Annotated in this window: 23 protein-coding genes; 1 reads left to right on the forward strand and 22 read right to left on the reverse strand. The window is 51.9% G+C overall.

All coding sequences use genetic code 11. The features are described from left to right. Positions 1-33: 33 nt before the first annotated feature. The 15 genes from EDM52_RS15790 to coxB form a co-directional block, all read right to left on the reverse strand. Positions 34-1,233, reverse strand: a complete 1,200-nt coding sequence (locus EDM52_RS15790) for a thiolase family protein (RefSeq protein ID WP_122909939.1) — start codon at positions 1,231-1,233, stop codon at positions 34-36. A gap of 43 nt (positions 1,234-1,276) precedes the next feature. After that, on the reverse strand, positions 1,277-2,476 hold the full coding sequence (locus EDM52_RS15795; protein WP_122909940.1) for a thiolase family protein: 1,200 nt from the start codon (positions 2,474-2,476) through the stop codon (positions 1,277-1,279). After that, complete coding sequence (locus EDM52_RS15800) at positions 2,473-3,228, reverse strand: 3-hydroxyacyl-CoA dehydrogenase family protein (protein ID WP_122909941.1); 756 nt, start codon at positions 3,226-3,228, stop codon at positions 2,473-2,475. The genes EDM52_RS15795 and EDM52_RS15800 overlap by 4 nt, the downstream gene beginning before the upstream one ends. After that, complete coding sequence (locus EDM52_RS15805; RefSeq protein ID WP_122909942.1) at positions 3,215-4,069, reverse strand: 3-hydroxyacyl-CoA dehydrogenase NAD-binding domain-containing protein; 855 nt, start codon at positions 4,067-4,069, stop codon at positions 3,215-3,217. The genes EDM52_RS15800 and EDM52_RS15805 overlap by 14 nt, the downstream gene beginning before the upstream one ends. Positions 4,070-4,091: 22 nt before the next feature. Next, entirely contained in the window at positions 4,092-4,868 is a 777-nt protein-coding gene (locus EDM52_RS15810) for an enoyl-CoA hydratase-related protein (RefSeq protein ID WP_122909943.1), read from the reverse strand. Positions 4,869-4,877: 9 nt separating this feature from the next. Continuing rightward, entirely contained in the window at positions 4,878-5,651 is a 774-nt protein-coding gene (locus tag EDM52_RS15815) for an enoyl-CoA hydratase-related protein (protein WP_122909944.1), read from the reverse strand. Positions 5,652-5,682: 31 nt separating this feature from the next. Beyond that, a complete protein-coding gene (locus EDM52_RS15820; RefSeq protein WP_122909945.1) occupies positions 5,683-7,011 on the reverse strand; it encodes a phenylacetate--CoA ligase family protein in 1,329 nt (442 codons plus the stop codon). A 91-nt stretch (positions 7,012-7,102) separates the two neighbouring features. Continuing rightward, positions 7,103-7,888 carry an enoyl-CoA hydratase-related protein gene (locus tag EDM52_RS15825; protein ID WP_122909946.1) on the reverse strand — a complete coding sequence of 262 codons (786 nt, stop codon included), beginning with the start codon at positions 7,886-7,888 and terminating at the stop codon, positions 7,103-7,105. A 35-nt stretch (positions 7,889-7,923) separates the two neighbouring features. Continuing rightward, positions 7,924-8,310 (reverse strand): PaaI family thioesterase, encoded by a 387-nt coding sequence (locus EDM52_RS15830; protein ID WP_122909947.1) that lies wholly within the window; start codon positions 8,308-8,310, stop codon positions 7,924-7,926. 101 nt (positions 8,311-8,411) lie between these two features. Next, positions 8,412-8,873 (reverse strand): PaaI family thioesterase, encoded by a 462-nt coding sequence (locus EDM52_RS15835; RefSeq protein WP_122909948.1) that lies wholly within the window; start codon positions 8,871-8,873, stop codon positions 8,412-8,414. Positions 8,874-8,876: 3 nt separating this feature from the next. Next, complete coding sequence (locus EDM52_RS15840; protein ID WP_122909949.1) at positions 8,877-9,176, reverse strand: EthD family reductase; 300 nt, start codon at positions 9,174-9,176, stop codon at positions 8,877-8,879. A gap of 225 nt (positions 9,177-9,401) precedes the next feature. Continuing rightward, positions 9,402-9,719: a cytochrome C oxidase subunit IV family protein gene (locus EDM52_RS15845; RefSeq protein WP_122909950.1), complete on the reverse strand. Its 318-nt coding sequence runs from the start codon at positions 9,717-9,719 to the stop codon at positions 9,402-9,404. Between the two features lies 1 nt (position 9,720). Next, on the reverse strand, positions 9,721-10,347 hold the full coding sequence (locus EDM52_RS15850) for a cytochrome c oxidase subunit 3 (RefSeq protein WP_122909951.1): 627 nt from the start codon (positions 10,345-10,347) through the stop codon (positions 9,721-9,723). Beyond that, complete coding sequence (ctaD, locus tag EDM52_RS15855) at positions 10,347-12,191, reverse strand: cytochrome c oxidase subunit I (protein ID WP_122909952.1); 1,845 nt, start codon at positions 12,189-12,191, stop codon at positions 10,347-10,349. The genes EDM52_RS15850 and ctaD overlap by 1 nt, the downstream gene beginning before the upstream one ends. Before the next feature lie 42 nt (positions 12,192-12,233). After that, positions 12,234-13,262 (reverse strand): cytochrome c oxidase subunit II, encoded by a 1,029-nt coding sequence (coxB, locus tag EDM52_RS15860; RefSeq protein WP_122909953.1) that lies wholly within the window; start codon positions 13,260-13,262, stop codon positions 12,234-12,236. Between the two features lie 336 nt (positions 13,263-13,598). On the opposite strand from coxB, the gene EDM52_RS15865 reads away from it, so the two are divergent. Next, positions 13,599-14,441: an SDR family oxidoreductase gene (locus EDM52_RS15865; protein WP_122909954.1), complete on the forward strand. Its 843-nt coding sequence runs from the start codon at positions 13,599-13,601 to the stop codon at positions 14,439-14,441. Positions 14,442-14,657: 216 nt separating this feature from the next. Here EDM52_RS15865 and EDM52_RS15870 read toward each other — a convergent pair whose 3' ends face one another. The 7 genes from EDM52_RS15870 to EDM52_RS15900 form a co-directional block, all read right to left on the reverse strand. Beyond that, entirely contained in the window at positions 14,658-15,008 is a 351-nt protein-coding gene (locus EDM52_RS15870; protein WP_122909955.1) for a hypothetical protein, read from the reverse strand. A gap of 124 nt (positions 15,009-15,132) precedes the next feature. Then, positions 15,133-15,750: a SurA N-terminal domain-containing protein gene (locus tag EDM52_RS15875; protein ID WP_122909956.1), complete on the reverse strand. Its 618-nt coding sequence runs from the start codon at positions 15,748-15,750 to the stop codon at positions 15,133-15,135. A 120-nt stretch (positions 15,751-15,870) separates the two neighbouring features. Then, positions 15,871-16,290: a hypothetical protein gene (locus EDM52_RS15880; RefSeq protein ID WP_183185139.1), complete on the reverse strand. Its 420-nt coding sequence runs from the start codon at positions 16,288-16,290 to the stop codon at positions 15,871-15,873. A 186-nt stretch (positions 16,291-16,476) separates the two neighbouring features. Next, positions 16,477-19,353, reverse strand: a complete 2,877-nt coding sequence (locus EDM52_RS15885) for a VWA domain-containing protein (RefSeq protein ID WP_122909957.1) — start codon at positions 19,351-19,353, stop codon at positions 16,477-16,479. Further along, the gene (locus EDM52_RS15890; protein ID WP_245997025.1) at positions 19,343-21,196 is read right to left on the reverse strand and encodes a vWA domain-containing protein; all 1,854 of its coding nucleotides are present in this window, start codon (positions 21,194-21,196) and stop codon (positions 19,343-19,345) included. The genes EDM52_RS15885 and EDM52_RS15890 overlap by 11 nt, the downstream gene beginning before the upstream one ends. Before the next feature lie 24 nt (positions 21,197-21,220). Continuing rightward, complete coding sequence (locus tag EDM52_RS15895) at positions 21,221-22,102, reverse strand: DUF58 domain-containing protein (protein WP_122909959.1); 882 nt, start codon at positions 22,100-22,102, stop codon at positions 21,221-21,223. After that, a complete protein-coding gene (locus EDM52_RS15900; RefSeq protein ID WP_122909960.1) occupies positions 22,099-23,082 on the reverse strand; it encodes an AAA family ATPase in 984 nt (327 codons plus the stop codon). Before EDM52_RS15900 ends, EDM52_RS15895 begins: the two co-directional genes overlap by 4 nt. Positions 23,083-23,091 lie beyond the last annotated feature (9 nt).

Genomic DNA, 23,091 nt, shown 5'->3' on the forward strand with positions numbered 1-23,091 from the left:
CCTTCGTGTGACCGCCTGCGATCAACACCGTTATTAGACGCGTTCAATAATCGTCGCTATCCCCTGGCCCACGCCAATACACATGGCAGCTAGCCCGTAGCGAGCCTCTCTGCGCTCCATTTCATAGAGCAAGGTAGTCAGAATGCGCGCACCGCTGCATCCGAGGGGATGTCCCAACGCAATCGCCCCTCCGTTCACATTGACACGGTCGATATCTACACCTAATTCACGCACGCTGGCAACAGCCTGCGCGGCAAAGGCTTCATTAAACTCAAACAGATCGATTTCTTCGATGGAAAGCCCCGCCTGCTTTAACGCTTTTCGTGTTGCAGGTACGGGACCGATGCCCATCACGGAAGGATCGACGCCTGCTACAGCAGAAGCGACGATTCTTGCCCTTGGTTTCAGGCCCAGCCCAAGTGCTGTCGACTGTTCCATGATCAATAGCGCACTGGCTCCATCGTTCAAACCACTGGAATTGCCTGCGGTCACTGTGCCACCCGCCTTGAAAGCGGGCTTCAGCTTTTGCAGCTGCTCCAGTGTAGTTTCAGGACGTGCATGCTCATCCCGTTCAAAGAGCGTCACTTCCCCCTTGCGACCGTGGAGTTCTACAGGAACCATCTCTGCTTCCCATTTTCCCTCTGCCAGGGCGCGCGCATAATTCTGCTGGCTGCGCAGTGCAAAGGCATCCTGGTCCTCGCGGCTGATCTGGTACTGCTCCGCTACCTTCTCCGCTGTCTCACCCAAGCTGATCGGCGGATACATCTCCACCATTTTTTCGTTGACCAACCGCCAGCCCAGGGTCGTGTCCACCAGTTGCTGGTTGCCGCGTTGAAAGGCTGTCCCCGGCTTCATCATCACCAGCGGAGAGCGCGTCATGCTCTCCGTCCCTCCGGCGATATAGACCTGTCCGGCACCTGCTTTGATGGCATGGGCGCTTTGATTGACAGCCTCCAGACCCGACCCGCACAAGCGGTTCACAGTAACTCCCGGAACATCTACGGGCACTCCGGCCAACAGAAGGGACATCCGTGCTACATTGCGGTTATCCTCTCCCGCCTGATTCGCACAGCCCATGATCACATCATCGATCTGCTGTGGATCTATCGGGTTGCGCTCCAGCAGCTTACGAATGACCAAAGCTCCCAGATCATCGGGACGCACGTCTTTTAGTGATCCGCCAATTCGTCCGATCGGTGTCCGTATGGCATCTACAATGACAGGTGTGTTCATCTCCAAACCCTCCCATGTGGCCTGTATGTCGGCCCTCTCATTTCTACAAGGCTTCTACCAATGTTGCTAGTCCTTGACCTCCGCCGATGCACAGGGAAACGATGCCATACCGCTGTTTGCGACGACGCAATTCATACAGAATCGTCCCCAATAGACGGGCTCCACTGCAGCCTAATGGGTGACCCAATGCGATTGCTCCTCCATTGACGTTGGTCTTTTCCGGTGACAGGCCAAGTTCTCGCATGCAGGCCAGTGACTGGGAAGCAAAGGCCTCGTTCAGCTCGAACAAATCGATCTGTTCGACTGTCATGTTCACTTCAGCCAGCAGTTTGCGAATCGCAGCGACAGGCCCGATTCCCATCACTCGCGGGTCCACACCTGCACAGATAAAGTGGACAATCCGTCCCAGCGGAGAAAGTCCGTTCTCTTTCAAGCTTTCTTCATTCATGAGCATCACCGCTGCCGCTCCGTCGTTGATGCCTGACGAATTGCCCGCTGTGACGCTTCCATTTTTGCGAAACGCCGGACGCAGCTTCGCGAGAGATTCGACACTGGAATCTCTGCGGGGGAATTCGTCTGTATCGAACAGCGTGACTTCCCCTTTTCTTCCGGTCAGTTCAACGGGGATGATCTCCTCGCGAAATCGTCCCGCATCGATGGCTTCGATGGCGCGTCGCTGACTCTGTGCCGCGAAATGATCCTGATCCTCTCTGGTGATGCCGAATTGCTCGGCCACGTTCTCTGCTGTATCGCCCATCGTCAATTCGCCATACAAAGCGACAGGAGCCGAACGAGGGCCGCCAAAGGATTCCATCAAGGTCTGAGCGCCGCGTTGGAAAGGCTGTTCAAACTTTTCCATGATGTAAGGGGAGCGCGTCAAATTCTCCACTCCGCCTGCCAGCATGACACGGCTATGACCTGCCTGAATGGATTGTGCAGCGAGGTTGATCGCTTCTAAACCTGATGCACAGACGCGGTTGACCGTCAGTCCCGGCACCGATTCCGGCATCCCTGCCTTCAACAGCCCGACACGCGCGATATTAATGAAGGGACCTGCCGAAATCACATTGCCCATGATCACACCATCGACGCTCTCACCCGGCAGTCCTGTCCGTTGCAGCGCCCCGTTCAACACATGGGCTGTGAGATCATCGATCGGCGTGTTTTTCAGGCTTCCGCCCAGTTTGCCGATCGGTGTACGGACTGCCGCTGCCACATAAACATCCGTATGTGCCTGCATCATGCTTCACGTCCTTTTTTTTGCTCGTAGCTGTAAAAGCCTTGCCCGCTCCTTACTCCATATCGCTTGGCTAAAACCAGCTTGCGCAGAAGCGGCGCAGTGCGATAGCGCTCCTCAGCCAGGTCGCGATGCAAACCGCGGGAGATCGCGTAGATTTCGTCCAAGCCGATCCGATCCGCCCACTCCAGCGGGCCATACGGATAGTTCGTGCCTTTTTTCATGGCGACATCGATGTCATGCGGGGTAGCTGCTTTTTCCATCAAGGCAAATGCCGCTTCGTTGATGATGAGCGTGAGAATCCGCGGAAAGACCAGTCCTACCTCGTCCTCGACCAGCTCGCTTTCCTTGCCTAGCGATTGAAAAAAGGACTCGGCCTTGCGGATCGTCGCCTCCTCTGTTTGCAGGGCAGGTGCGATCTCGATCAGCTGTCGTTCTGCCAGAGGTGCCAGTGTGCCAAACCCACAAATCCGCTCTGGATGAAGCGTCCAGGACGCTGCTTCCGTCGCCGTGATCGCCAAGGATGTCGTCACAATCGGTACATGAGGCGGAAGCAGACGATCCAGTGCCTGGAGCTGTTCTTCTTTCTCTTTCAGATCGAGGCTGTTTACTTCCACGGCCAGCTGCACTTCTTCAGGTGTTTTCAAAGCCTCACCCAAGGAAAGCACGCGGTACCCTTTTTCGTTGAGCAACTCGTATAGCTCCGCATACAGCGGGCTTTTTCCCACCAATGCCACTGCCTGATCAGTTGTAGTCATAAAAGCCTTCCCCCGTCTTTCTGCCCAGACTGCCGGCCTGTACCATCCGCTGCTGAATCCGGCTGGGCTTGAATCGTCCTTCCTGGAAGAAGTCGTTGTACACCGATTGAGTGGTGGCGAAATTGATGTCAATTCCGATCATGTCCTGCAGCTCGAACGGTCCCATCTTGAATCCGCCGGCCAGCTTCATGATTCGATCAATCTTGGCCACATCGGCGACATGGTCACCATGAATGCGCAAAGCTTCATTATAGTAAGGACGCGCGATCCGATTGACGATAAAGCCAGGAGTATCTGTCACCCGAACGGGCACCTTTCCCAGCTCCTCGGCAAAGCGGTAAGCGGTCTGCATGTTTTCTTCGCTGGATTTTTTCCCCTGGATCACTTCTACTAAAGGCATGACAGGAGCAGGGTTGAAAAAATGAAACCCGAGAATGCGCTCGGGGTGAGGCAGTCCTCCTGCGATTTCTGTGATCGAAATCGAGGACGTATTGGTCAACAGCAGTGCATCACAGCGGCAAATCCGGGAAAGCTCACTGAAAATCGTTTTTTTCAAATCGAGACGCTCTGGTACAGCTTCGATGACGATGTCACAGGAAGCCAATCGTTCCATATCCGAGACGAAATCTACCTGACCCAGCGTCTGTTGCTTTTGTTCTTCGCTAATCTTGCCCTTCTCCACATCTCTGGACAAGGTGGATTGCAAGTAGCCATTTGCTTTTTCCAATACAGCCTGATTGGCATCCAGCAGCTTGACCTCATGTCCTTTTCTGGCGCAGACGAGGGCAATGCCTGCCCCCATCGTTCCGGCACCGATGACACCCACTGTTTTGGTATTCACTTGCCTTACCTCCCTTTTGCGCCTATCGTCCTGTGAATCGGGGGGCACGTTTTTCCATGAAGGCATTGACCCCTTCCTTGTAATCCGCAGTCTGGCCAGCGATCTCTTGTGCGTAAGCTTCGTATTCCAGCGTCTCTTCCAGTCCAAGCTCCAGACCTTTATACATCGTGCGCTTGATCAACCCAATGCCACGTGTAGGCAGGGCTGCCAGCTTGCGCGCATAGGCGAGTGATTCTTCCCAAAACTGCTCGGTTGGATAGACTTGATTGACCAAGCCCAGTCTCAACGCTTCCTCGGCAGGTACCTTTTCTCCCGTCATCGCCAGCTCCAGGGCCTTGCCCATCCCTACGATCCGAGGCAGATAGTAGCAGCCTCCGGAGTCAGGTACTAGACCGATATTGACAAAAGCATTCACCAGCGAGGCTTTGTCCGAAGCCAAACGGATGTCACAAGCGAGTGCTATGCTCATCCCCGCTCCTGCAGCTACGCCATTGATTGCCGCAATGATCGGCTTTTCCGTCTTTTGAAACTGGAGAATCATCGGATTGTAGCGGTTGCGCAAAAATCCGCCGAAATCCACATCCCCTTCCAACACATCCCCGAGGTCTTGCCCGGCGTTGAAAGCTCGTCCTGCACCCGTCAACAGGATGCAACGCACCTCTGGATCTTTCTGCGCCTGCTTCAGTGCATCGGTGATTTCCTTGTTCATCCGTTCGTTAAAGGCATTGAATTTGTCAGGTCGATTCATCGTCAGGATTGCGACGCCTTCCGAGACTTCATAGAGAATGGTTTCGTACATGGCAGCCTCCTATTTACCCGAAAAACGGGGTTTGCGTTTTTCCAAAAAGGCTTGCATGCCTTCTTTTCGATCCTCGCTTGCCATCAACAGGTAAAAGCCGTTGCGCTCGTAGTCCAACGCGTCTGCCAGTGGCAAATTATCCGCTTTATGCACACTTTTTTTGATCACCTGAACTGCGAGTGGGGCTTGCTCGGAAATCTGCTTGGCCAGCTTGAGCGCCTCCTGATAGTACGCTTCTACCGGAACAACCAGGTTGACCAATCTGTAACGGAGAGCTTCCTTCGCAGATATCGGCTCTCCGGTCAACAGCATTTCCATTGCCTTGTTCAGGCCGACTGCGCGGGTCAGGCGTTGTGTTCCGCCTGCACCCGGCATAACCCCCAGCTTGATCTCCGGCTGTCCGATCACTGTGGTTTCTGAAGCGATGATCATGTCGCAGTTCATCATCAGTTCACAGCCCCCACCTAAAACAAATCCGCTAACTGCCCCGATAATCGGCTTGGAAATCAACGATATCCGATCCCACACGGCAAACTGGTCCCGCTTCAGGATTTCCATCGCAGACGCTTCCGCCATTTCGTTGATATCAGCACCAGCTGCAAAAGCCTTGTCATTGCCCGTCAGAACGATGACGCGAATAGCAGGGTCCTGATCCATTCGTTCCAGTTCGCTGACCAGCTCATTCATCAACTGAAGGTTCAATGCATTGAGAATCTTCGGTCGATTGAGGGTAATAATCCCGATGGAATCCACACATTCTGCCTTGATGTATTCGTAGGTCATCACTCGTTCACACCTTTCCCGTACCCACTGGCTAGATCGCTGCCTGGGTTTTGTTGCGGTTATCCACGATACGAATCGCTTTTCCTTCACTGCGCAACAGGGAGTTCGGAGGCAGAACGCGCAGGACTACGGTTACACCAAGCGTGTTTTTGATCATGTGGCAAATTTCTTTGACTAACGGCGAAAGAACGGCGCTGTCAGTTCCACCCATCTCATTTGCGTATTCCTGCGTCAGCTCACAGTGCACTTCAAAACGATCCAGCGCGCCATCTCTCTCAATCACGACCTGATAATGCGGCGCCAGTTGATGGAAGGTAAGCAGCACAGATTCGATTTCGGTCGGGAATACATTGACACCGCGAATGATCAGCATGTCATCCACCCGTCCTTTGATCCGCGACATGCGCATGGTCATGCGTCCACACTTGCACGGCTCTGGATTGAGGGATGCGATATCGCCAGTACGATAGCGAATGACAGGGAATGCTTCCTTTGTCAAAGTGGTGAAGACGAGCTCTCCTTCCGCTCCATATGGCAGCACTTCTCCAGTATTCGGGTCAATGATTTCAGCGTAGAAATGATCTTCTGCAATATGCAAGCCATCCTGAACCTCATGACATTCGATGGATACGCCTGGTCCCATGACTTCGCTCAGCCCGTAAATATCAACCGCTTTAATGTCCAGCGCTTCTTCCAGCTGTACACGCATCTCTTCAGACCATGGCTCTGCTCCAAAAATGCCGTATTTGACACTGGTCTCGCGTGGATTGATCCCTTGCTTTTTCATTTCCTCGACGATATTCAACACGTACGAAGGCGTAGCTGCGATCCCTCTTGGCTGGAAGTCTTCGATCAGCGTAATTTGACGCGTCGTATTTCCCCCTGATACAGGCACCGCTACTGCTCCCATGTGCTCGATCCCGTTGTGCAGGCCGAGTCCACCTGTAAACAGACCATAGCCATAGGCGTTGTGAAAAATATCTCCGGGTTGACCACCCGCACAGCACAAGGCACGCGCGACGATCTCCGCCCAGTTCTCCAGGTCTTTTTTGGTGTAGCCTACGACTGTCGGCTTTCCTTTGGTACCCGACGAGCCATGGATGCGAGCCACCTCTTTCATATCCACCGCAAACAGATTAAAAGGATAATTTTCCCGTAAATCTGTTTTCTTCATGAAAGGCAGCTTCTGAATGTCCTCGATCGTTTGAATATCCTCAGGCTTGACTCCAGCTTCGTCCATTGCTTGTTTATGGAACGGCACCCGTTCATATACCCGTTTTACCGTCTCCTGCAGGCGCTTCAGCTGGAGCTCTGACATCTTATCCCTTGGCAGCGTTTCCATTTCCATGTTAAAAATCATCGACATTCTCCCCCATTCCGCTTTGTGCTCTTCTATCTTTCACTGCTTTTCTGGCACGCCGCCGAGCGTTTCATCTGCCAGAAAACATGGATTATTCACCTTTAAAAACAGGCTTTCGCTTTTCACGAAATGCTTCCAACGCTTCCAGCCGATCTTGAGTTGGAATAATGACCTCATAGCACATGGTTTCGATGTCCAACCCAGTCTGCAAATCCACACTCGCTCCACGGTCAATCGCCGCTTTTGCCTGGTAGACCGCCAACGGTGCATTGGCCAGAATTTCTCGGGCTAACCCGAATGCACGCGCTTCCAATTCGTCGTGATCAGATGCAACTCCATTCAAAAAGCCAAGCTCATACGCATCTTTCGCGCTGATACGGCGTGCAGTCAGGATCAGCTCCTTGGCAAGGGCTGGTCCGATCAAGCGCGATAGTCGCTGTGTTCCTCCAGCGCCCGGGATGATCCCCAAGCTGACTTCTGTCAGCCCCATCTTGGCTTCTTCTACCGCAAAACGGAAATCACAGGCCAGTGCCAGCTCGAAGCCACCGCCAAATGCAAAGCCGTTGATCATGGCAATAGTAGGCTGCGGCAGCCTTTCCAATGCGGTAAACACGTCCCTGATCTTGCGGACATTGCGCCGTACCTGCTGCTCTGTCAGCGTGCGGCGTTCCTTCAAGTCCGCCCCTGCACAAAAAGCACGTCCCTGCGCCCTGACGATGAGCACGCGGGTCTCTTTTTGATCCAGTCGCACCTGATCGAGCATTTCGCCCAATCGCTCCAGCGTGTCATAGTTTAAGGCATTCAGTTCGTCTGGACGGTTCAGTGTGATGATGCCAATGTGTCCGTCGCGTTCAAACTTCACGTTCTCCTGAATCATCCTGCTCCTCCTCCGTGAAATCGACACCGTTACGTCTATTTGTTGTTTACCCTGGCGTAGGTTCCTGTCGCACAGGCCACTAGCTTGCCGTCGCACGTAACACGTGCCTCCATGATGATCAGGCTCTTCCCTCTTTTCAGCACAAATGACTGTGCCTCCAAAAGCTCGCCGCGTGCGGGGTACAAATATTGAATTTTGCTCTCTACTGTCACGCACTGCTGTACACCATCGACGTGAGGAGCAGCTCCATGCCCCATCGCCACATCCGCCAATGTAGCCGTCACTCCGCCATGTACGACTCCCTCGATACTGTTGAACAGGTCAGGGCGTATCTTTAACGCTACCTTGCATCCTTCATCATCGCGATGCAGGACCTCAATACCCAGGTAGTGATTGAATCGATTTTTGATTTCCTCGGTCACTTGCATCGTCTCCATTCCCTATCCATTTTGAGCTTTAAACAGGGAAAGGAGCCCAAGCACGAGGCTTTCGGCATCCTTTTCCTGTCCGCAACTCCTGTTTTCTATCTCTCTTCATCAATCGCAACAAAGTATTCGTTTTTCCGATAAGCCAGTGCGTCGAGCGTAGCTACCAGTCCATGCTCTGTCTCGACACGAATCCGATACCAGGCAGTTCGATTGTTTTTCTTTTCCTCCGTCGCCGTCGCGACCAGACGATTTCCTTTCATTGCAGCAGCCAAAAAACCGATATTCATGGAAAGGGCTACCGAGGTTTTCCCGTAGGAGTTGCACGCAGCTGCAAAAGTGAAATCTGCCAGCGAAAAGATAATGGCTCCATGTGCGGTTCCATGCGCATTCAGCATGTGATCCTGCACAGTCACTTCTGCTGTAGCTGTACCTTCGCCCAGCTCAACCAGCCTGATCCCCAAAAACTGAGCGAACTGATCCTGGACCAGCTTGCCACAGATTTCATCGTAATGCTTGCGGTGCAGCTCACTTTCGTCCACGATTCGTTTTGTACTCATCGCTTATACCACTTCAGCAAAGTGCATCGATACTACCTGACCAGCGAAACCGCGCAGGTCTTTTCCGGATGCACGGCCCTCTGGTGATGACAACGCTTCCATCATGGCCTCTTTGGATTCGAAGTACATTTCTGCCATCAGATGCAAATCACTTTCGCCAGCAGGCGAACCCACAATTTTGCTTACCTCCATTTTGATCAGGCCCGGCATTTTTTCAGCCAACGGTGCATGCACCTCGAAGTAATGCTTGTCAAACGCCTCGACATCCTCAGGTTTCCGATAAATCGCTACCAATTTAACCATCATGATTCCACCCTTTTCTTTTAGAGTCATTACAAAATATGTGACGACTTATTTATATAACGTTATTATAACGTTCGTTGTTTTTTTATTATATAAACTCTTCGTAAGTGGCGCAAGTATTTTTAAAAAAGCAAATAAAAAGGGAATACATTATATTCAGATAGTTTGCAGAAAAAAAAGAGAGCAGACCAATGTCTACTCTCTTCCAATACGATTGATTTTGTCCTACACCCAAACCCAGAACACGAACACGACAATCGCTGCTGCGATGAAAAACAACCCAGCAAAGATACTGATTCGCGCAAACTCATGTCCTTTTTGGTCCATATGCATCCAGACAAAGAGTTGGAAAAATGCTTGCACAAAAGCGAGAATCACGATAAACGGTACGGTGAATCCAATCGGAACCACTTCAAAGGCTACCGCGATAAAGGCAAGTGCAGTCAGCACGAGGGAGCCGATAAAGGCCACCATGTGCCTTTTTACTCCTCCGTGACTTACTTTCGGCTTACGTACTTCTTCGTTATGTGCTCCTGCTCCCATATTAACCCACCTTTCCACCGATCATACCCATGAGGTATACCACGGTAAAGATGAATACCCAAACTACGTCAATGAAGTGCCAGTAAAGGCAAGCCAGATAGAATTTTGGAGCTGTAACTACTGTCAGGCCTTTTTTCACGGTTTGCAATTGAACGGATAGAATCCAGCAAATCCCGAATGCTACGTGACCGCCGTGGAAACCAACAAGCGTATAGAAGGCAGATCCGAAAGCACTGGAACCCATTGTATGTCCCATGCTTGTGTAATGAACAAACTCGTAAATTTCCAAAGCCAGAAACGCAGCGCCCAAAATAACGGTAATCGTCATCCAGGTTTGCAGTTGTTTCAGGTTTTTCTTGTGCAAAGCCAGAACAGCCATTACACTCGCCATCGAACTGGTCAAGAGGAGCAAGGTAGCTGCTGCTACGAGTGGCATGTCAAACAATTGCTGCGAAGTTGGTCCGCCATTCGCTTGGTCGCGAAGTGCGATAAAAGTAGCAAACAAGGAACCGAAAAGGACGGTCTCGCCGCCGAGGAAGAGCCAGAAGCCAAGAATCTTATTCTTGCCTTCAAGGGTGGCTTTTTCCGGTTCGTCAGGCAATACTGCATGTGCGTGATGTGTAGCCATTAAGCCTTAACCCCTTTCCCTTCAATTTCTTCCGGTTCGATGTGGTAACCAGGATCATCCTTCAACGAGCGAGCCAGCATGCAGCCAAAGTTGACTGCCATACCGAGCCCTACGAGCCAGTAGTTGTGGAACATGAAGCCATAGCCTGCGACAAACAATGCCACAGACATCAAGAATGGCAAGATAGAAGGCGATGGCATGTGAATAGAACCAAGCGGCTCTGCCGGAGTCATACCCTTGTTGCCAGCCATTTTTTCTACCCACAGTGCATCCAGTCCGCGAACCAGTGGAGTTTGTGCAAAGTTGTACTCTGGTGGTGGCGATGGAATCGACCATTCCAGTGTGCGTGCATCCCAAGGGTCAGCAGGTGCTTTTTGCGTGCTTTTTGCAGCTACAAAGCCGTTGACAATGAACAGGATGGTACCAAGCGTCATTCCAATTACACCGATCGAACTAATAAAGTTACCAACTTCCAAACCTTGACCAGCCAGGTACGTATAAACGCGGCGTGGCATCCCCATCAGACCCAAGAAGTGCTGCGGGAAGAAGGTCAAGTGGAAACCGATAAAGAACGTCCAGAAATTCCATTTACCGATGGTTTCGTTCAGCATTTTACCGAACATTTTTGGCCACCAGTAGTAGAGACCTGCGAACAGTCCGAATACCAGACCACCGACGATTACGTAGTGGAAGTGAGCGACTACGAAGTAGCTGTCATGGTATTGATAGTCAGCCGGAGGAACGGCAAGCATGATCCCTGTCATCCCACCGATTGTAAATGTCGGGATAAACCCTACAGCAAACAGGTTAGCTGTCGTGAAGCGGATTTGTCCACCCCACATGGTCAACAGCCAGTTAAAGATCTTAATACCTGTAGGTACGGCAATCAACATGGTTGCCAGACCGAACAAGGTGTTTGCAATAGCTCCAAGACCGGTAGTAAACATGTGGTGAGCCCACACCATGAAGCCCAAGAAACCGATCAGCGCTGTCGCGAATACCATGGAGCTGTAACCGAACAGACGCTTTCTGGAGAATGTACTCACAACCTCGGAAATGATACCGAAAGCCGGGAGAATCAAAATGTATACTTCGGGGTGACCGAAGATCCAGAACAAGTGCTCCCAGATGATAACGTTACCACCAGCATCAGGGTTGAAGAAGTTTCCACCAAACAGACGGTCGAACATCAGCAATACCAGACCAACCGTGATCGCAGGGAAAGCGAACAGGATCAAACCGGAAGTGATGAAGGACGCCCATGTAAAGATCGGCATGCGCATGAAGGTCATACCTGGCGCGCGCATGTTGATAATGGTAACCAAGAAGTTGATACCACCGATCAGAGTACCCAGACCGGCGATCTGCAAACCAAGAACGTAGAAGTCTACACCACTACCGCTATATTGGTTCAGCGACAAAGTTGCGTAGGATGTCCAACCGGCATCAGGCGCTCCGCCCATGAACCAGCTGGTGTTGAGCAATACTCCCCCGAAGAAGAAGAGCCAGAAGCCAAGGGAGTTCAAAAACGGAAACGCTACGTCGCGTGCACCAATTTGCAAGGGCACGACAGCGTTCATCAGTGCAAAGATGATCGGCATCGCTGCCAAGAAGATCATCGTGGTGCCGTGCATAGTAATAAGTTCGTTAAAAGTCTTGGCACCGATAACGTTGAGCTCTGGATAAACGAGCTGCAAACGGATCAGTATTGCCTCTAAACCACCGGCAAGGAAGAAAATCCCACCGGCGATCAAGTACAGAATCCCGATTTTCTTGTGGTCAACTGTCGTGAGCCAATCCCACAGCCCGGTACGTTTTGGTGCGTGAGAAGCATGTGCAGACACGGTTTTACCTCCTTTTAAGCGTCACTGCCTACGGCAAGTACATTACTTTTTATCTTCCACACTCAGTGTAGACATGTACTCTACAAGTGCGTTAACTTGCGTTTCATCTAGGTTGAGGTTAGGCATGTTATTAGCTGGCTTCACCTTTTGAGGGTCTTTCAACCACTCCGCAACGTTTTCAGGTGTGTTTGCCAGAATACCAGCAACACGCTCACGATCTGCAAAGTTGGTCAGGTTTGGACCCAATTTTCCACCTTTACCTGCAATCGCATGGCAGCCCAAGCAGCTCTTGTTAAAGAGTTCTTCACCTTGTTGTGCAACCTGGGAAGTAGCAGCTACTGGTTCTGCAGCTTGAACACCCTTCATTTTGGCAGTCCAAGCATCGAAATCAGCTTGTTCCATGACCTCAACTTTGAAGTCCATCAAGGCATGGGACGCTCCACAGAGCTCCGCACATTTTCCGTAGAAAATACCGGTTTTGTCTGCTTGCAGCCAGAGTTCGTTCTCTAAGCCCGGGTTGGTATCGATCTTACCACCAAGAGCCGGAATCCAGAATGCGTGCTTTACGTCAGCGGCTGTCAAGGTAAACTGAACCTTTTTGCCAACTGGCATAACCAGATCCTGTGCGGTAGCTACACCAAGATCAGGGTATTCGAATTCCCACCAGTACTGGTGAGCGGTTACCCTTACTTGAATAGCTTCTTCAGGGGAATACTTTTTGTGCAGTTCAAAACCTGTCGTAACAGTTGGAACCGCCATCACAATCAGAAGCAGGAACGGAATGACAGTCCAAAGAATCTCTAACGCATGGTTGCCTTCCACCTGTTTCGGAATTCCTTGCTGTCCCGGACGCTTACGATATCGAATAAGTACGTACGTAAAGATCAGCATAACGACAATAAATACGCCGATCATGATAGAAAAGGACAGCTTCATCAAATCGAATTGCATAGCTGCAACTGGACCTGAAGGCCTGAGAGCGGAGAGCTCTTCTCTGCCACAACCGGTTAATGCCAGCGACAGCAGACCAAACAGGAGCAGCTGACGCCAATACTGTTGCCAACCCTTCATACCTATGAACCCCTCTTTCTTCGTGTTGGTAACGTTCTAGCCACGCCTTGCAGCTAGAATGTAAATGCTCGCTCATTTGTTCGTTTCCGTTGGAAAACTCTACTTTTCACAACTATGATACCCAATAGCGAAAAGTATTAGCAACCATTCCGTGAACAAACAAAATGAGTAAAAGGGTATCTAACCCTCCTACCCAGCGTAGTACCCATTTAAGTATACATAAATTTGCCTTATTACAAAGTCTATTTGTTATCATTTTGTTAACAAATTTATGAACAAATTTGTGAACTTTCTTTTATTCTAGAAGTTATACCAGAAACAAGAAGGAGAAAAGTCATGCACAACAGGCCGATTGCACTAGTTACAGGAACTTCAAGCGGTTTCGGTATGCACGCATCTGTCGCTCTCGTCAAGGCGGGGTTTCATGTAATTTCTACCATGCGGGATACCAGCAAGCGCGCTGAACTTGACAAACTGGCAAGCATGTATCTAGCCAGCGAGCATTTGGAGGTGCTTTCTCTCGACGTCACCAGCCCAGCTGAAATTTCTCGTACTGTCGCATCCATCCTCAACCGCCACCAAACGATTGATTTACTGCTCAATAATGCCGGACATGCCTGCGGCGGCTACGTAGAGGAGATCACGAGCGAGGAGTGGCGCCAACAATTTGAAGTGAATGTCTTCGGCTTGATTGAAGTCACTCGTGCCGTACTCCCTATCATGCGAGAACAAAAGTCAGGCCGGATTATCAATCTGAGCAGCATCAGTGGCCGTTTCGGTTTTCCCGGACTTGCTCCCTACTCTGCCTCCAAGCATGCTGTGGAGGGGTTCAGTGAATCACTTCGTTTGGAAATGCTCCCTTTTGGCATTCACGTCGTGCTGATTGAACCCGGCTCCTACCGCACGTCCATCTGGGAAAAAGGAATCGCCCAAGCACATATTCGATCTGACTCCCCTTACCAGAAGCAGATGAACCAGATGATGAAAATGGTAGGAAAGATCGCCCGGGACGCCCCTGTTCCTGACGAAGTGATCGCGGCGATTGTTCATGCTGCGACGACGCCCAAGCCAAGGCTGCGCTACCCCGTCGGCCGCGGCGTTCGACTCACGATGATGGCCAAGCAATGTCTTCCTTGGAAGTGGATCGAGTCGGTCGTGTTGCGAAAAATGAAGCCTTAGTCCCATGTGCGGAATTTTCTGACCAAACAAAGAATTGGGCGAGGAGCCAGCCACGAGCCGAAGCGCTGCTCTTAGTAGTGTATACTTTCCGATACTGTAAGAATACCTCTATCGTGGCCCACTCAAGGAGATGCGACCGCGTACTAGAGGTAGGTTCTTCTTGGTCCAGCTATATACATGTAGAATATCGCTTGCTGACCTTTCTGTCAAAGCAGCCTAGATTTCCTCTGTTCTTCTGCTGTTAATCAGCCACCTGTGCTGTAGATACTCTGCCACTCCGAAAAAAATCGCGACAAACCCGGCTCCAATCCCTGATATTTGTGCGGTTGGCAGGAAAAACAGACTTCCATAGACGACTAAAAAGCCAATGATAAAATCGGCACCCGTGGTCATCCACAGCGTACCTGGGTGCAGCATGGCCCGCTCCAGTAAAAATCCGATAACAGCAAGGGCAAACCCTACCCCCACCGACTGGTACAAGGAGGCAAAATTCACTTCTGGAAACAACGCATCAGCCAAAATCACTACGAGAGGACTAATAATCAGCTTTACGATCAAACCGTCCATCCTCTTTCTCTCCTTCCTTTTACGTGGTTTCAGTATGCCCGCTTGCAAGAAAAAAAACCTGCGCCGCTATGGTAGGCTGGCACAGGCTTTACTGATTTCTCGCACGTATGAAGTGAGCTTGCCGTTAAGACTTGTCTGCTTTCAAGGTAGGATCGGCATATTTCACATGATGTTTTTCTTGCAATTCTGTCCACCATTTATCGTAATTCTCCGCCCGACTGCTATCTGTGAGAATCATTTTGATCTGGTCCTTTACCTGCTCAAGCGCGGGGGCCGGCGATCCCATCTGGTCCTTGTTCTGATCATAGTAGGCTTGAATTTGCTCGTCCGTAATCGGAAAAGCTTGATCCAATAATTTATCGCGCGTCATCAGCACCTGCATTTTTTCAGTCAGCTTCACCTTATCCATTCCCATGCTGTTCAAGTAATCGAGGAATGCTTCTTCCGAGCCGATCTGTTGCTGCATCGCAGCCAATTCCTTGTCAATCTCTTCTTTGCTAACGGTTATATTTTGCTGCTTGGCCTCTTGAACAATCAAGGACTGCGCAACCAGCTCATTCATCATTTGCTTTCCGTACAAGCCTTTCATTTCATTGTACAGCTCATATTGGGTAATTTCGGTATCCCCTGCTTTGGCCAAAACCGGATCGCTCTTTTTGCCCCAGGACTCGTACACCCCAAGGACAACTAAACCCAGCAGCAAGATGGAAACCGACAGTATCGAAATATCAAACTTCTTCACGTGGATGTCCTCACTTTCATTTGACTGTCTATAGTATAGCGGATATTTGCGGTAGAAAAATGGAATGGTTGTTACACATCTTTTACACATTTGCATCCGCGTAGCTTTGCATGAAATCGCCTACCAGAAAAACTTCGTAAACAAAGAGGCAAGCACGGAGGCGAGAACCGGCCCAAGGATTGCCCATATTTGCAGAAAGCGTTCCTGCTTTCTCGATTTGTCTTCTTCTATGCTTCGTACAGCCTGATCCTTTTCTCTACTTTCATTGTTCAGCAACTTCATGATAATATCTTTATCTTTATCTGTCATGAAGGTCTTCACTTCTGCTTCCGTTTGCAGTTTCGTTATTGCTTGCAGCAACTGTATCCGCGATCCGTCCATGTTTTCCAAACGCTTCTCTATTCTCTCCAACCATTTCGTCGCAAGTGCCATTTGTCCCTCAAGCTGATCCATTCGGTCTTCAAACTTGTCCAAACGTTGATCCATTCTTCTAATCTGATCCATTATCGTTCTTCTCTGCTGTTGCTGGTCTCCTGACATCGCTGGCTGCCCTCCTCCGTCTATTGAATACTACTTATATATGTAGAAGAGAGCCTCCTTGCTTGTACCAATACCCCGTTCCGGCTTCACATTGAAGAAATCAGGCTTACTTCCATGCTTGATTGCAGAAGCAAAAAGATGGAACCCTTCTTCTACTAGGTTCCATCTAGGAATGTGGAAAAAAGCCTATTTGTTTCTTCGCTTTTTAGCAGCCAACAGACGATTAAATGTTTCATCCTGTTTGCCTTCTGCTTGATCAGCGTTGTTCTGCTCCTTGTGACCCAGAACAGCTTCTGTTTGTTCTGCTTGCTGTGCCGCGACCTTTCTGCCCGATTCCGTTGGAGGCTTTACAGGCTGACCTACGTTCATTTTTGGGGGTTCATCGACATTTGGTTGAGCTTGTGTTCGCCTTTTCGCCCGTTTCTCCTCCAGCCTGGTCCAAACGGCGTCCTGTTCTTGCTGGGGGGTGTTGGATGAGCGTTGAACCTTTCTACCCTTCCAAAGGCCGCCGAGACGAGACCACCACTGATCCGGTAATTGCAGGCGTCGAACCGCCACATCGAGTGGCCAAAGCAGCGCTGCCAGTATCAGCAGCCATTCCGCTACGAGCTGTGTCTCCCATTTTTCCGGTAGTTCCTTCCCAAAGACTTCATCAGGAGTCGTAATAAAGGAACCCCCTCCTGCCATCAGCCAGCTTTTGGCGACGTGCTCCCCGTCCTCGGTCAGTCCGTATTCCGGCGAGTAGGAGACCGTCAAGCCTGTGGTTTGGCTAGCAGTTACCTGTCCTCCACCCTTTTCCACGATCTGAATCAGGTAACTGCCTGGCTCTGAGGCCGCAAATTCGCCTTCCAAAGTACCCGGTGCAGTCGGTTTCAAACGGATCACCGTCCGCTCCATCTGCTGGTTTAGAACGATTCCCTCCAGCTCTTGTGGCATGGCGGCTCCAGATGGAACGGACACCGTTACTTTTCCGTTGCCACCCACAAGCTCTGTCTGGGTCTTCCATGTGCCTTCATTCACTTGCGGCAGTGTCCAGGCGACGATTTCATTCCAAAACCTGCTGCCGGCTCCCCAGCTTACCCAATCCGGCGCCCATTTGCCTTCCAGATCGCTGGTCCAAGCAATCGTTCTGCCCAGACCGTACTGCCATCGGGCCAAAAGCGGATCATCGTCCTGGCTGATCAGCGATACTTCCGCTGTCTGCTTGGGCGTCGTAGCGACGTAGGCACGCAAGGCTGGCAACTCCTGACGCAAGGAAGACCACTGCCCCGCTCCCGTTCGCGCTGGAACCTGCGGCTTTTCCACGATGAAGGTCCGGCTCGCCAGCGCTGTCTCTTTACTGAAAATCTGCGGGATGGAGGCTGCGTCGTTGGCGAAGTAATAGCGCCCTTTGCCACCCTGGGCAATCATCTCCAGCAATTGTGTATCCGCATCAGCACCCAGCGCTACGGTTGAGACCGTGATGTTTTCAGCAGTCAATTGCTGCAAAAGTGCATCATAGGCATCATTTGAACCGGACTGGCCGTCTGTCAGCAAAATGATGTGCTTGCGCTGGCTTTGCATGGATTTGATTCGATCATAGGCCATTTGCAGGGCGGGGAAAATATCAGTACCGCCGTCAGCCTGGATACTGCCGATCTGCTGGTGAATCGCGCTCAGATTGGTTACAGGCTGCGGTGAAACCACTTCCCACGGCGTTCCGTCAAAGGCAATCACTCCGATCTGATCCTGTGCGTTCAGCATGGAAGTGGCACGAATCGCCGCTTCTTTGGCCAATTCCATCTTGTCGTATCCGGTGGCATCTCCCGTCATACTGCCCGACTTGTCGATCACCAGCTGCAAACCGAGCGAAGGCAGCTCCTCTTTTCCCCTCAGATCCATATGGACAGGCAAGGCTTCCTCGATCGGCGTCTGAAACCAGCCACCCATGCCAAAGCTGTCAGCACCGCCCGTCATGATGAGTCCCATACCAAGATCGCGCACGGCTGTCCGCATTCTCTCCATGTCTGTCTCACCCAGCTGCGTCGCCGATACATCGGCCAAGATCAGGGAAGCGTATTGCTTGTATGCATCCAGCTCCTTGGGAAGCATGGCTAATTCCTTGACTTCCACCTCTATGTTGCCTGCCTTTAGCGCTGACACCAGATTGCTCGCCGCCCCTGGATGCCCTTCCACGATCATCACGCTAGGTGTGCCTGCCACTTGGGTATAGGCAGTCGCCTGGTTGTTGGCGTGACTGGTATCGCGCTGCGCCTCTATCTCGACCCGATAACGGTGAAAGCCCTGTTCTGTCGCCTTTTGGCTAAACACGTAGCGATTTTTCCCCTTTTCCACCTGCACCCTCTGGCTGCCCGCTTCCCGATTGCCTTCATACAATCGCAGGGTCGCCTGGGTCGCTATCGTGCTCTCTACCTCAACGCTTATCGCGTATTCTTCACCGGCGTACAATTGCTGCGGCACTTGCAGGGAGGTCAAAACCACTTCATTGCCTTGAGGCTGTTGCAAAGAAACGACCTCCACCTCAATGCCTCGCTCTTTGACCAACTGGGTCTCTCGTCCAGCATCACCATGTGTAGCCACACCATCTGTAAGCAGTACGACTTTTCCACGCGCCTGACTCGGGATCAGCGCGGCGGCCAGCCTGATTCCTTCCGCCAGATCCGTCGCATGCTTGTTGATCTCTACCCCCAGCTGCTGTACTTCTGCCCGCAAGGTAAGCGGCTGATCCACGGCCGCAGTTGCGCCGACCACCACGACAGCGTACTGGTCGTCCGCCCTCTTATTTTGGACAGCTTCCCTCATAAACGATATGATCCTCGGATCGTCCTTCATCGAAGCAGAGCGATCCGCCACGAAAACGATCGTTTTGCCTTGTACGGGAAATAGCAGCTGAAGGCCGGACAGAACCAAGATCAAGAGTGCGAAAACCATCATGCGGATAATGGCGATCGTCATTTTTTTGCTCGTTGCCATTTGCTTTTGCCCCTGCCACCATCGTACGACTACGTAAACGGCGGGTATCAAGAGCAGCAGGAACAGAGGTTGGAGAAAGTTAATACCCACGTTGATACACCCTCCATTCCACAAAAACAACCAATAGAGCCAACGCGACCAGCCAGTTCGTCAGCTCCCTGCTTCCCAACGGTTCGGGTGCCGTTGTCCCATCCCCCTCCGCAGGCTGTCCTCCGCTCGCTCCTACCGCGATAAATCGAGGGGTAATATCGGATTCCTGTTCACTCAAATGAACAGCAAAGTAGCGACTTTGCAAGCCGCTCTCAAGTTGTTCATCCAGGCGGTACAAACCGATCTGATCGGGCACTTGAAACAGCCAGCTCGTTCCCTGTGCCTCTATTACCTGCTTGTGACCATCCGGATAAACGAGTGAGCGTTGGGTTCCACCCGGCGTAAGCGGTACGTTTAGCACCTCGCCAACAGACGCCTGACCGATCGGTGAGGCCTGAGTCGGCGAGAGCCAGCTGATACTGTTTTGCATGAAGATCGGAAATGCAGGACGCAATGGCAAATCGGATTGGTGCAAATCAAAAGCAACGATGACCACGCGCCGTCCTTCCATCATTCCCGCTTTGATCAGATCGCGATTCCCTGCGCGTACCAATGTTTTCATCCCCGGCATCTCATCCAGGACAGCTGCCTTCGCGACATGCACGTCCCGCCAGTCCACATATTTCATAAGCGGATCATCTGGCACGACGGTTTGTGGCTGCTGCTCCAGCTCAGCTACTCCCTTGTAAGGCAGCCAGCTCGTCGCCCGCTCAGGAGCGATCAGCAATATGTTCCCTTCCGGCAGCTGCTCCGGAAGAACACCATCGAAAACCCAGATGTCGCGCGCCTGCGTTGTTTGATCCGGCATGTGCTGCTGTGTCTCCACATCCAACCTGCCTACTGTCTGCAAAGCCTGATGCAAGAAGCGATTGCCCTGTGGTGAGACGAGCACTGCTTTTCCCACACCAGGCGCAAACGGTACGCTCCATCGCTCATTGTCCTGAATCAAACCATCCTGTTCTGGCTCAATCCTCGCACGATAGACAGGTGCCTGCGGCAATGAAGAAAAGGAAAGAGTCTGAGAGCTTCCCGCTGCCACTGAAAACTCCTCAGAATCCAGCAGCTGATTCTCCCCGTTGTACACCATGACTTTGCCGCTAGAAGGCTGTGTTCCCTGATTGTCGATGCGAAGCAAACCTTCCACGCCTGATTTTCCCGGCTGCGTCACAAAGACGCCGATCGCTGAATTTTCCCGAAACAACCCCATTTGCATGAAGCGAAAGGGTCCCGGAAATACGGTAGGTGTACTTGTATCAGAAAGTCGTTCGGACCTTCCGTCTCCCAACCAGACCACTCCACTCCCTGTTTCATTGGCAGCAATCGCTCCTGCCAGAGACAGCGCTGCACTGGTGTCTGATGAGCCCATCTGGGGTGTGATAGACCGGATCGCTTGCAGGATTGCGTCTCGATCGCCGCTTTGCGCCAGCAGCACACGCGGCTGTCTTCCTGCTTCGATCAACGTCATCACTTGCCCGCTGCCCAATTTCTCCACCAGTTGTGTGGCCGCGTGGACAGCCCGGTCAAAACGCGTACCTTCTCCCTCCGTCGCCAGCATGCTCCCGGAATTCTCCACGACCAGAATCGTATGCTGATCCGCGATCCCCTGCGTAGGAATGGCAAGACGCATCAAGGCCAAGACCAACAAGAGTGCCGCCAGCAGCTGCAAAAACAACAGGAGGTTGCGCCGCAGCCTTTCCCACGGCCTGACCGCTTCCCAGTTCTGCATCGTGCGCTGCCACAGCAGGGTGCTAGGCACCACGCGATCCTCCACTTTTCGCTTGAGCAGGTAGAGGATGACGATTGCCGGAATGATGAGTGCGAACCAACTGTTACCCAATGCCATCCACTGCAAGTTTCTCTCTCCTCTCTAGCGAATGATTCCTGCTTGTCTGAATACTTGAAAGACGATCTGTTCCAGCGGTTGCTCCGTTTGTACAGCTACATAGGATATTCCTCGTCCGAAGGCAAAGGCAGACAATTGCTGTTGGAAATCACGCAAGCTATTCCGGTACTCCTCCATCAGCAGCCCACTGATGGACACCTCTTTTGCCTGTCCAGTCTCTGAATCGATCAGACGGAGCTCACCTTGATAGGTCGGGTCAAGCTCTTCCCCTGACAGCACCTGCACCAGCGTTACATCCTGCCTGGCTGCCTGGAGATAGGCGATTCCCTGCTCATAGCCGGACTCAAACAGGAAATCAGACAGCACAATGGAGACTCCTGCTTTACCGTGTACAGCACCCGGCGAACGCATGGCGGCATGCAAATCACCTGTCCCACCTGACCCCATGCGGGATAAAAAATCGAGCAAGCGCATCGCCTGGTTTTTCCCCTGCAATCCACGCAAAGATGCCAGCACTCGTGAATCAAAAGCGTAGACCGAGACATGGTCCAGATGGCACAGAGACAAATACCCGAGAGCTGCAGCCAATTGAACGGCAAGTTTCATTTTGTCCGGTTGACCATAGCTCATCGAGCGACTGCAGTCGACGTAGATCGTGACATGCAGCTCGGTTTCGTCCAGAAATTTTTTCAGAAACAGCTTGCCCGAACGAGCGTAAGCATTCCAGTCCAACTGACGCAGATCATCCCCCGGTACATACGCGCGGTAGTCAGCGAACTCCATCGAGCTGCCCAACATTCGGGAGCGGCGTTTTCCCGCCTGACTGCCGCTTGCCGTCCGCTTGCTCGCCATCTGCATGCGTTCGAGCCGAGCCAGCCACGACGGATCTAGAATTTGGCTGTTCATGCCTTGTGCGACCCCATTTTCGTGAGAATCTCCCCGACGATCTGATCAGGCAAAATCCCGTTGGCCTCTCCCTCGAAGTTGAGAAAGATCCGATGACGCAGCGCAGGCAGAGCCACAGCGTCGATGTCCTCATAGGCCAGATTGTAGCGTCCGGCGAGCAAGGCGCGTACCTTCGCCAAGGAAACCATCGCTTGAACACCGCGTGGTCCAGCGCCATTGCGAACATATTGGTTGACGGAAGGTATGGCTGACTCTCCCGGCTGTGTCGCGAGCAGCAGCTTGACCGCGTAATCCAACACGCTGTCTGCGACCAGAATGTCCCGGGCAGACTGCTGGATTTCGTAAATTTGCGCTCCTGTCGCCACTTTTTCTACATCATCGAAAGACCCTGTCGTGGTTCTTTTCACAATCGCTTTCAGCTCTTCTTCTGTAGGAAAAGGCACTTGGATTTTGAGCAGGAAACGATCCATTTGTGCTTCAGGCAGCGGGTAGGTTCCCTCCTGCTCCAATGGATTCTGAGTCGCCAGTACGAAAAACGGCTCGGGCAGCGGACGGGTCACACCGCCTGCCGAGACAGTCCGCTCCTGCATCGCCTCCAGCAGGGCGCTCTGGGTCTTCGGTGTAGCGCGGTTGATCTCATCCGCCAGGACTACATGGGCGAAGATCGGACCTGGCTGGAACTGAAAGGACTGCTGTCCCGCTTCGTCCACGCGCAAAATATTGGTTCCAGTAATATCAGTCGGCATCAGGTCAGGGGTGAACTGAATGCGCTGAAAGCTCAGCTCAAAAGCTTGCGACAGCGTGCGCACCAACAGGGTTTTACCCAGGCCAGGCACTCCTTCGAGCAATGCGTGCCCACCGGCAAACACCGCCCACAACAGCTGTTCTACAACCTCTTTTTGTCCCACCAGCACTTTGGCGATTTCCTGTCTTACACGCTCAACCTGCTGCTGACAATCTGGCAAGGCTTGCTGTGTCATCCCCCACTC

Source organism: Brevibacillus invocatus, assembly GCF_003710915.1.
Lineage (GTDB): Bacteria > Bacillota > Bacilli > Brevibacillales > Brevibacillaceae > Brevibacillus > Brevibacillus invocatus.

Bases quoted from the DNA above. Each gene is read 5' to 3' on its own strand.
- EDM52_RS15835 (WP_122909948.1), bottom strand. From the start codon at position 8,873: ATGAGTACAAAACGAATCGTGGACGAAAGTGAGCTGCACCGCAAGCAT.
- EDM52_RS15850 (WP_122909951.1), bottom strand. From the start codon at position 10,347: ATGGCTACACATCACGCACATGCAGTATTGCCTGACGAACCGGAAAAA.
- EDM52_RS15790 (WP_122909939.1), bottom strand. From the start codon at position 1,233: ATGAACACACCTGTCATTGTAGATGCCATACGGACACCGATCGGACGA.
- EDM52_RS15820 (WP_122909945.1), bottom strand. From the start codon at position 7,011: ATGATTTTTAACATGGAAATGGAAACGCTGCCAAGGGATAAGATGTCA.
- EDM52_RS15800 (WP_122909941.1), bottom strand. From the start codon at position 3,228: ATGACTACAACTGATCAGGCAGTGGCATTGGTGGGAAAAAGCCCGCTG.
- EDM52_RS15890 (WP_245997025.1), bottom strand. From the start codon at position 21,196: ATGGCATTGGGTAACAGTTGGTTCGCACTCATCATTCCGGCAATCGTC.
- EDM52_RS15825 (WP_122909946.1), bottom strand. From the start codon at position 7,888: ATGATTCAGGAGAACGTGAAGTTTGAACGCGACGGACACATTGGCATC.
- coxB (WP_122909953.1), bottom strand. From the start codon at position 13,262: ATGAAGGGTTGGCAACAGTATTGGCGTCAGCTGCTCCTGTTTGGTCTG.
- EDM52_RS15900 (WP_122909960.1), bottom strand. From the start codon at position 23,082: ATGACACAGCAAGCCTTGCCAGATTGTCAGCAGCAGGTTGAGCGTGTA.
- EDM52_RS15815 (WP_122909944.1), bottom strand. From the start codon at position 5,651: ATGACCTACGAATACATCAAGGCAGAATGTGTGGATTCCATCGGGATT.
- EDM52_RS15810 (WP_122909943.1), bottom strand. From the start codon at position 4,868: ATGTACGAAACCATTCTCTATGAAGTCTCGGAAGGCGTCGCAATCCTG.
- EDM52_RS15865 (WP_122909954.1), top strand. From the start codon at position 13,599: ATGCACAACAGGCCGATTGCACTAGTTACAGGAACTTCAAGCGGTTTC.
- EDM52_RS15880 (WP_183185139.1), bottom strand. From the start codon at position 16,290: ATGTCAGGAGACCAGCAACAGCAGAGAAGAACGATAATGGATCAGATT.
- EDM52_RS15895 (WP_122909959.1), bottom strand. From the start codon at position 22,102: ATGAACAGCCAAATTCTAGATCCGTCGTGGCTGGCTCGGCTCGAACGC.
- EDM52_RS15845 (WP_122909950.1), bottom strand. From the start codon at position 9,719: ATGGGAGCAGGAGCACATAACGAAGAAGTACGTAAGCCGAAAGTAAGT.
- EDM52_RS15840 (WP_122909949.1), bottom strand. From the start codon at position 9,176: ATGGTTAAATTGGTAGCGATTTATCGGAAACCTGAGGATGTCGAGGCG.
- EDM52_RS15870 (WP_122909955.1), bottom strand. From the start codon at position 15,008: ATGGACGGTTTGATCGTAAAGCTGATTATTAGTCCTCTCGTAGTGATT.
- EDM52_RS15795 (WP_122909940.1), bottom strand. From the start codon at position 2,476: ATGATGCAGGCACATACGGATGTTTATGTGGCAGCGGCAGTCCGTACA.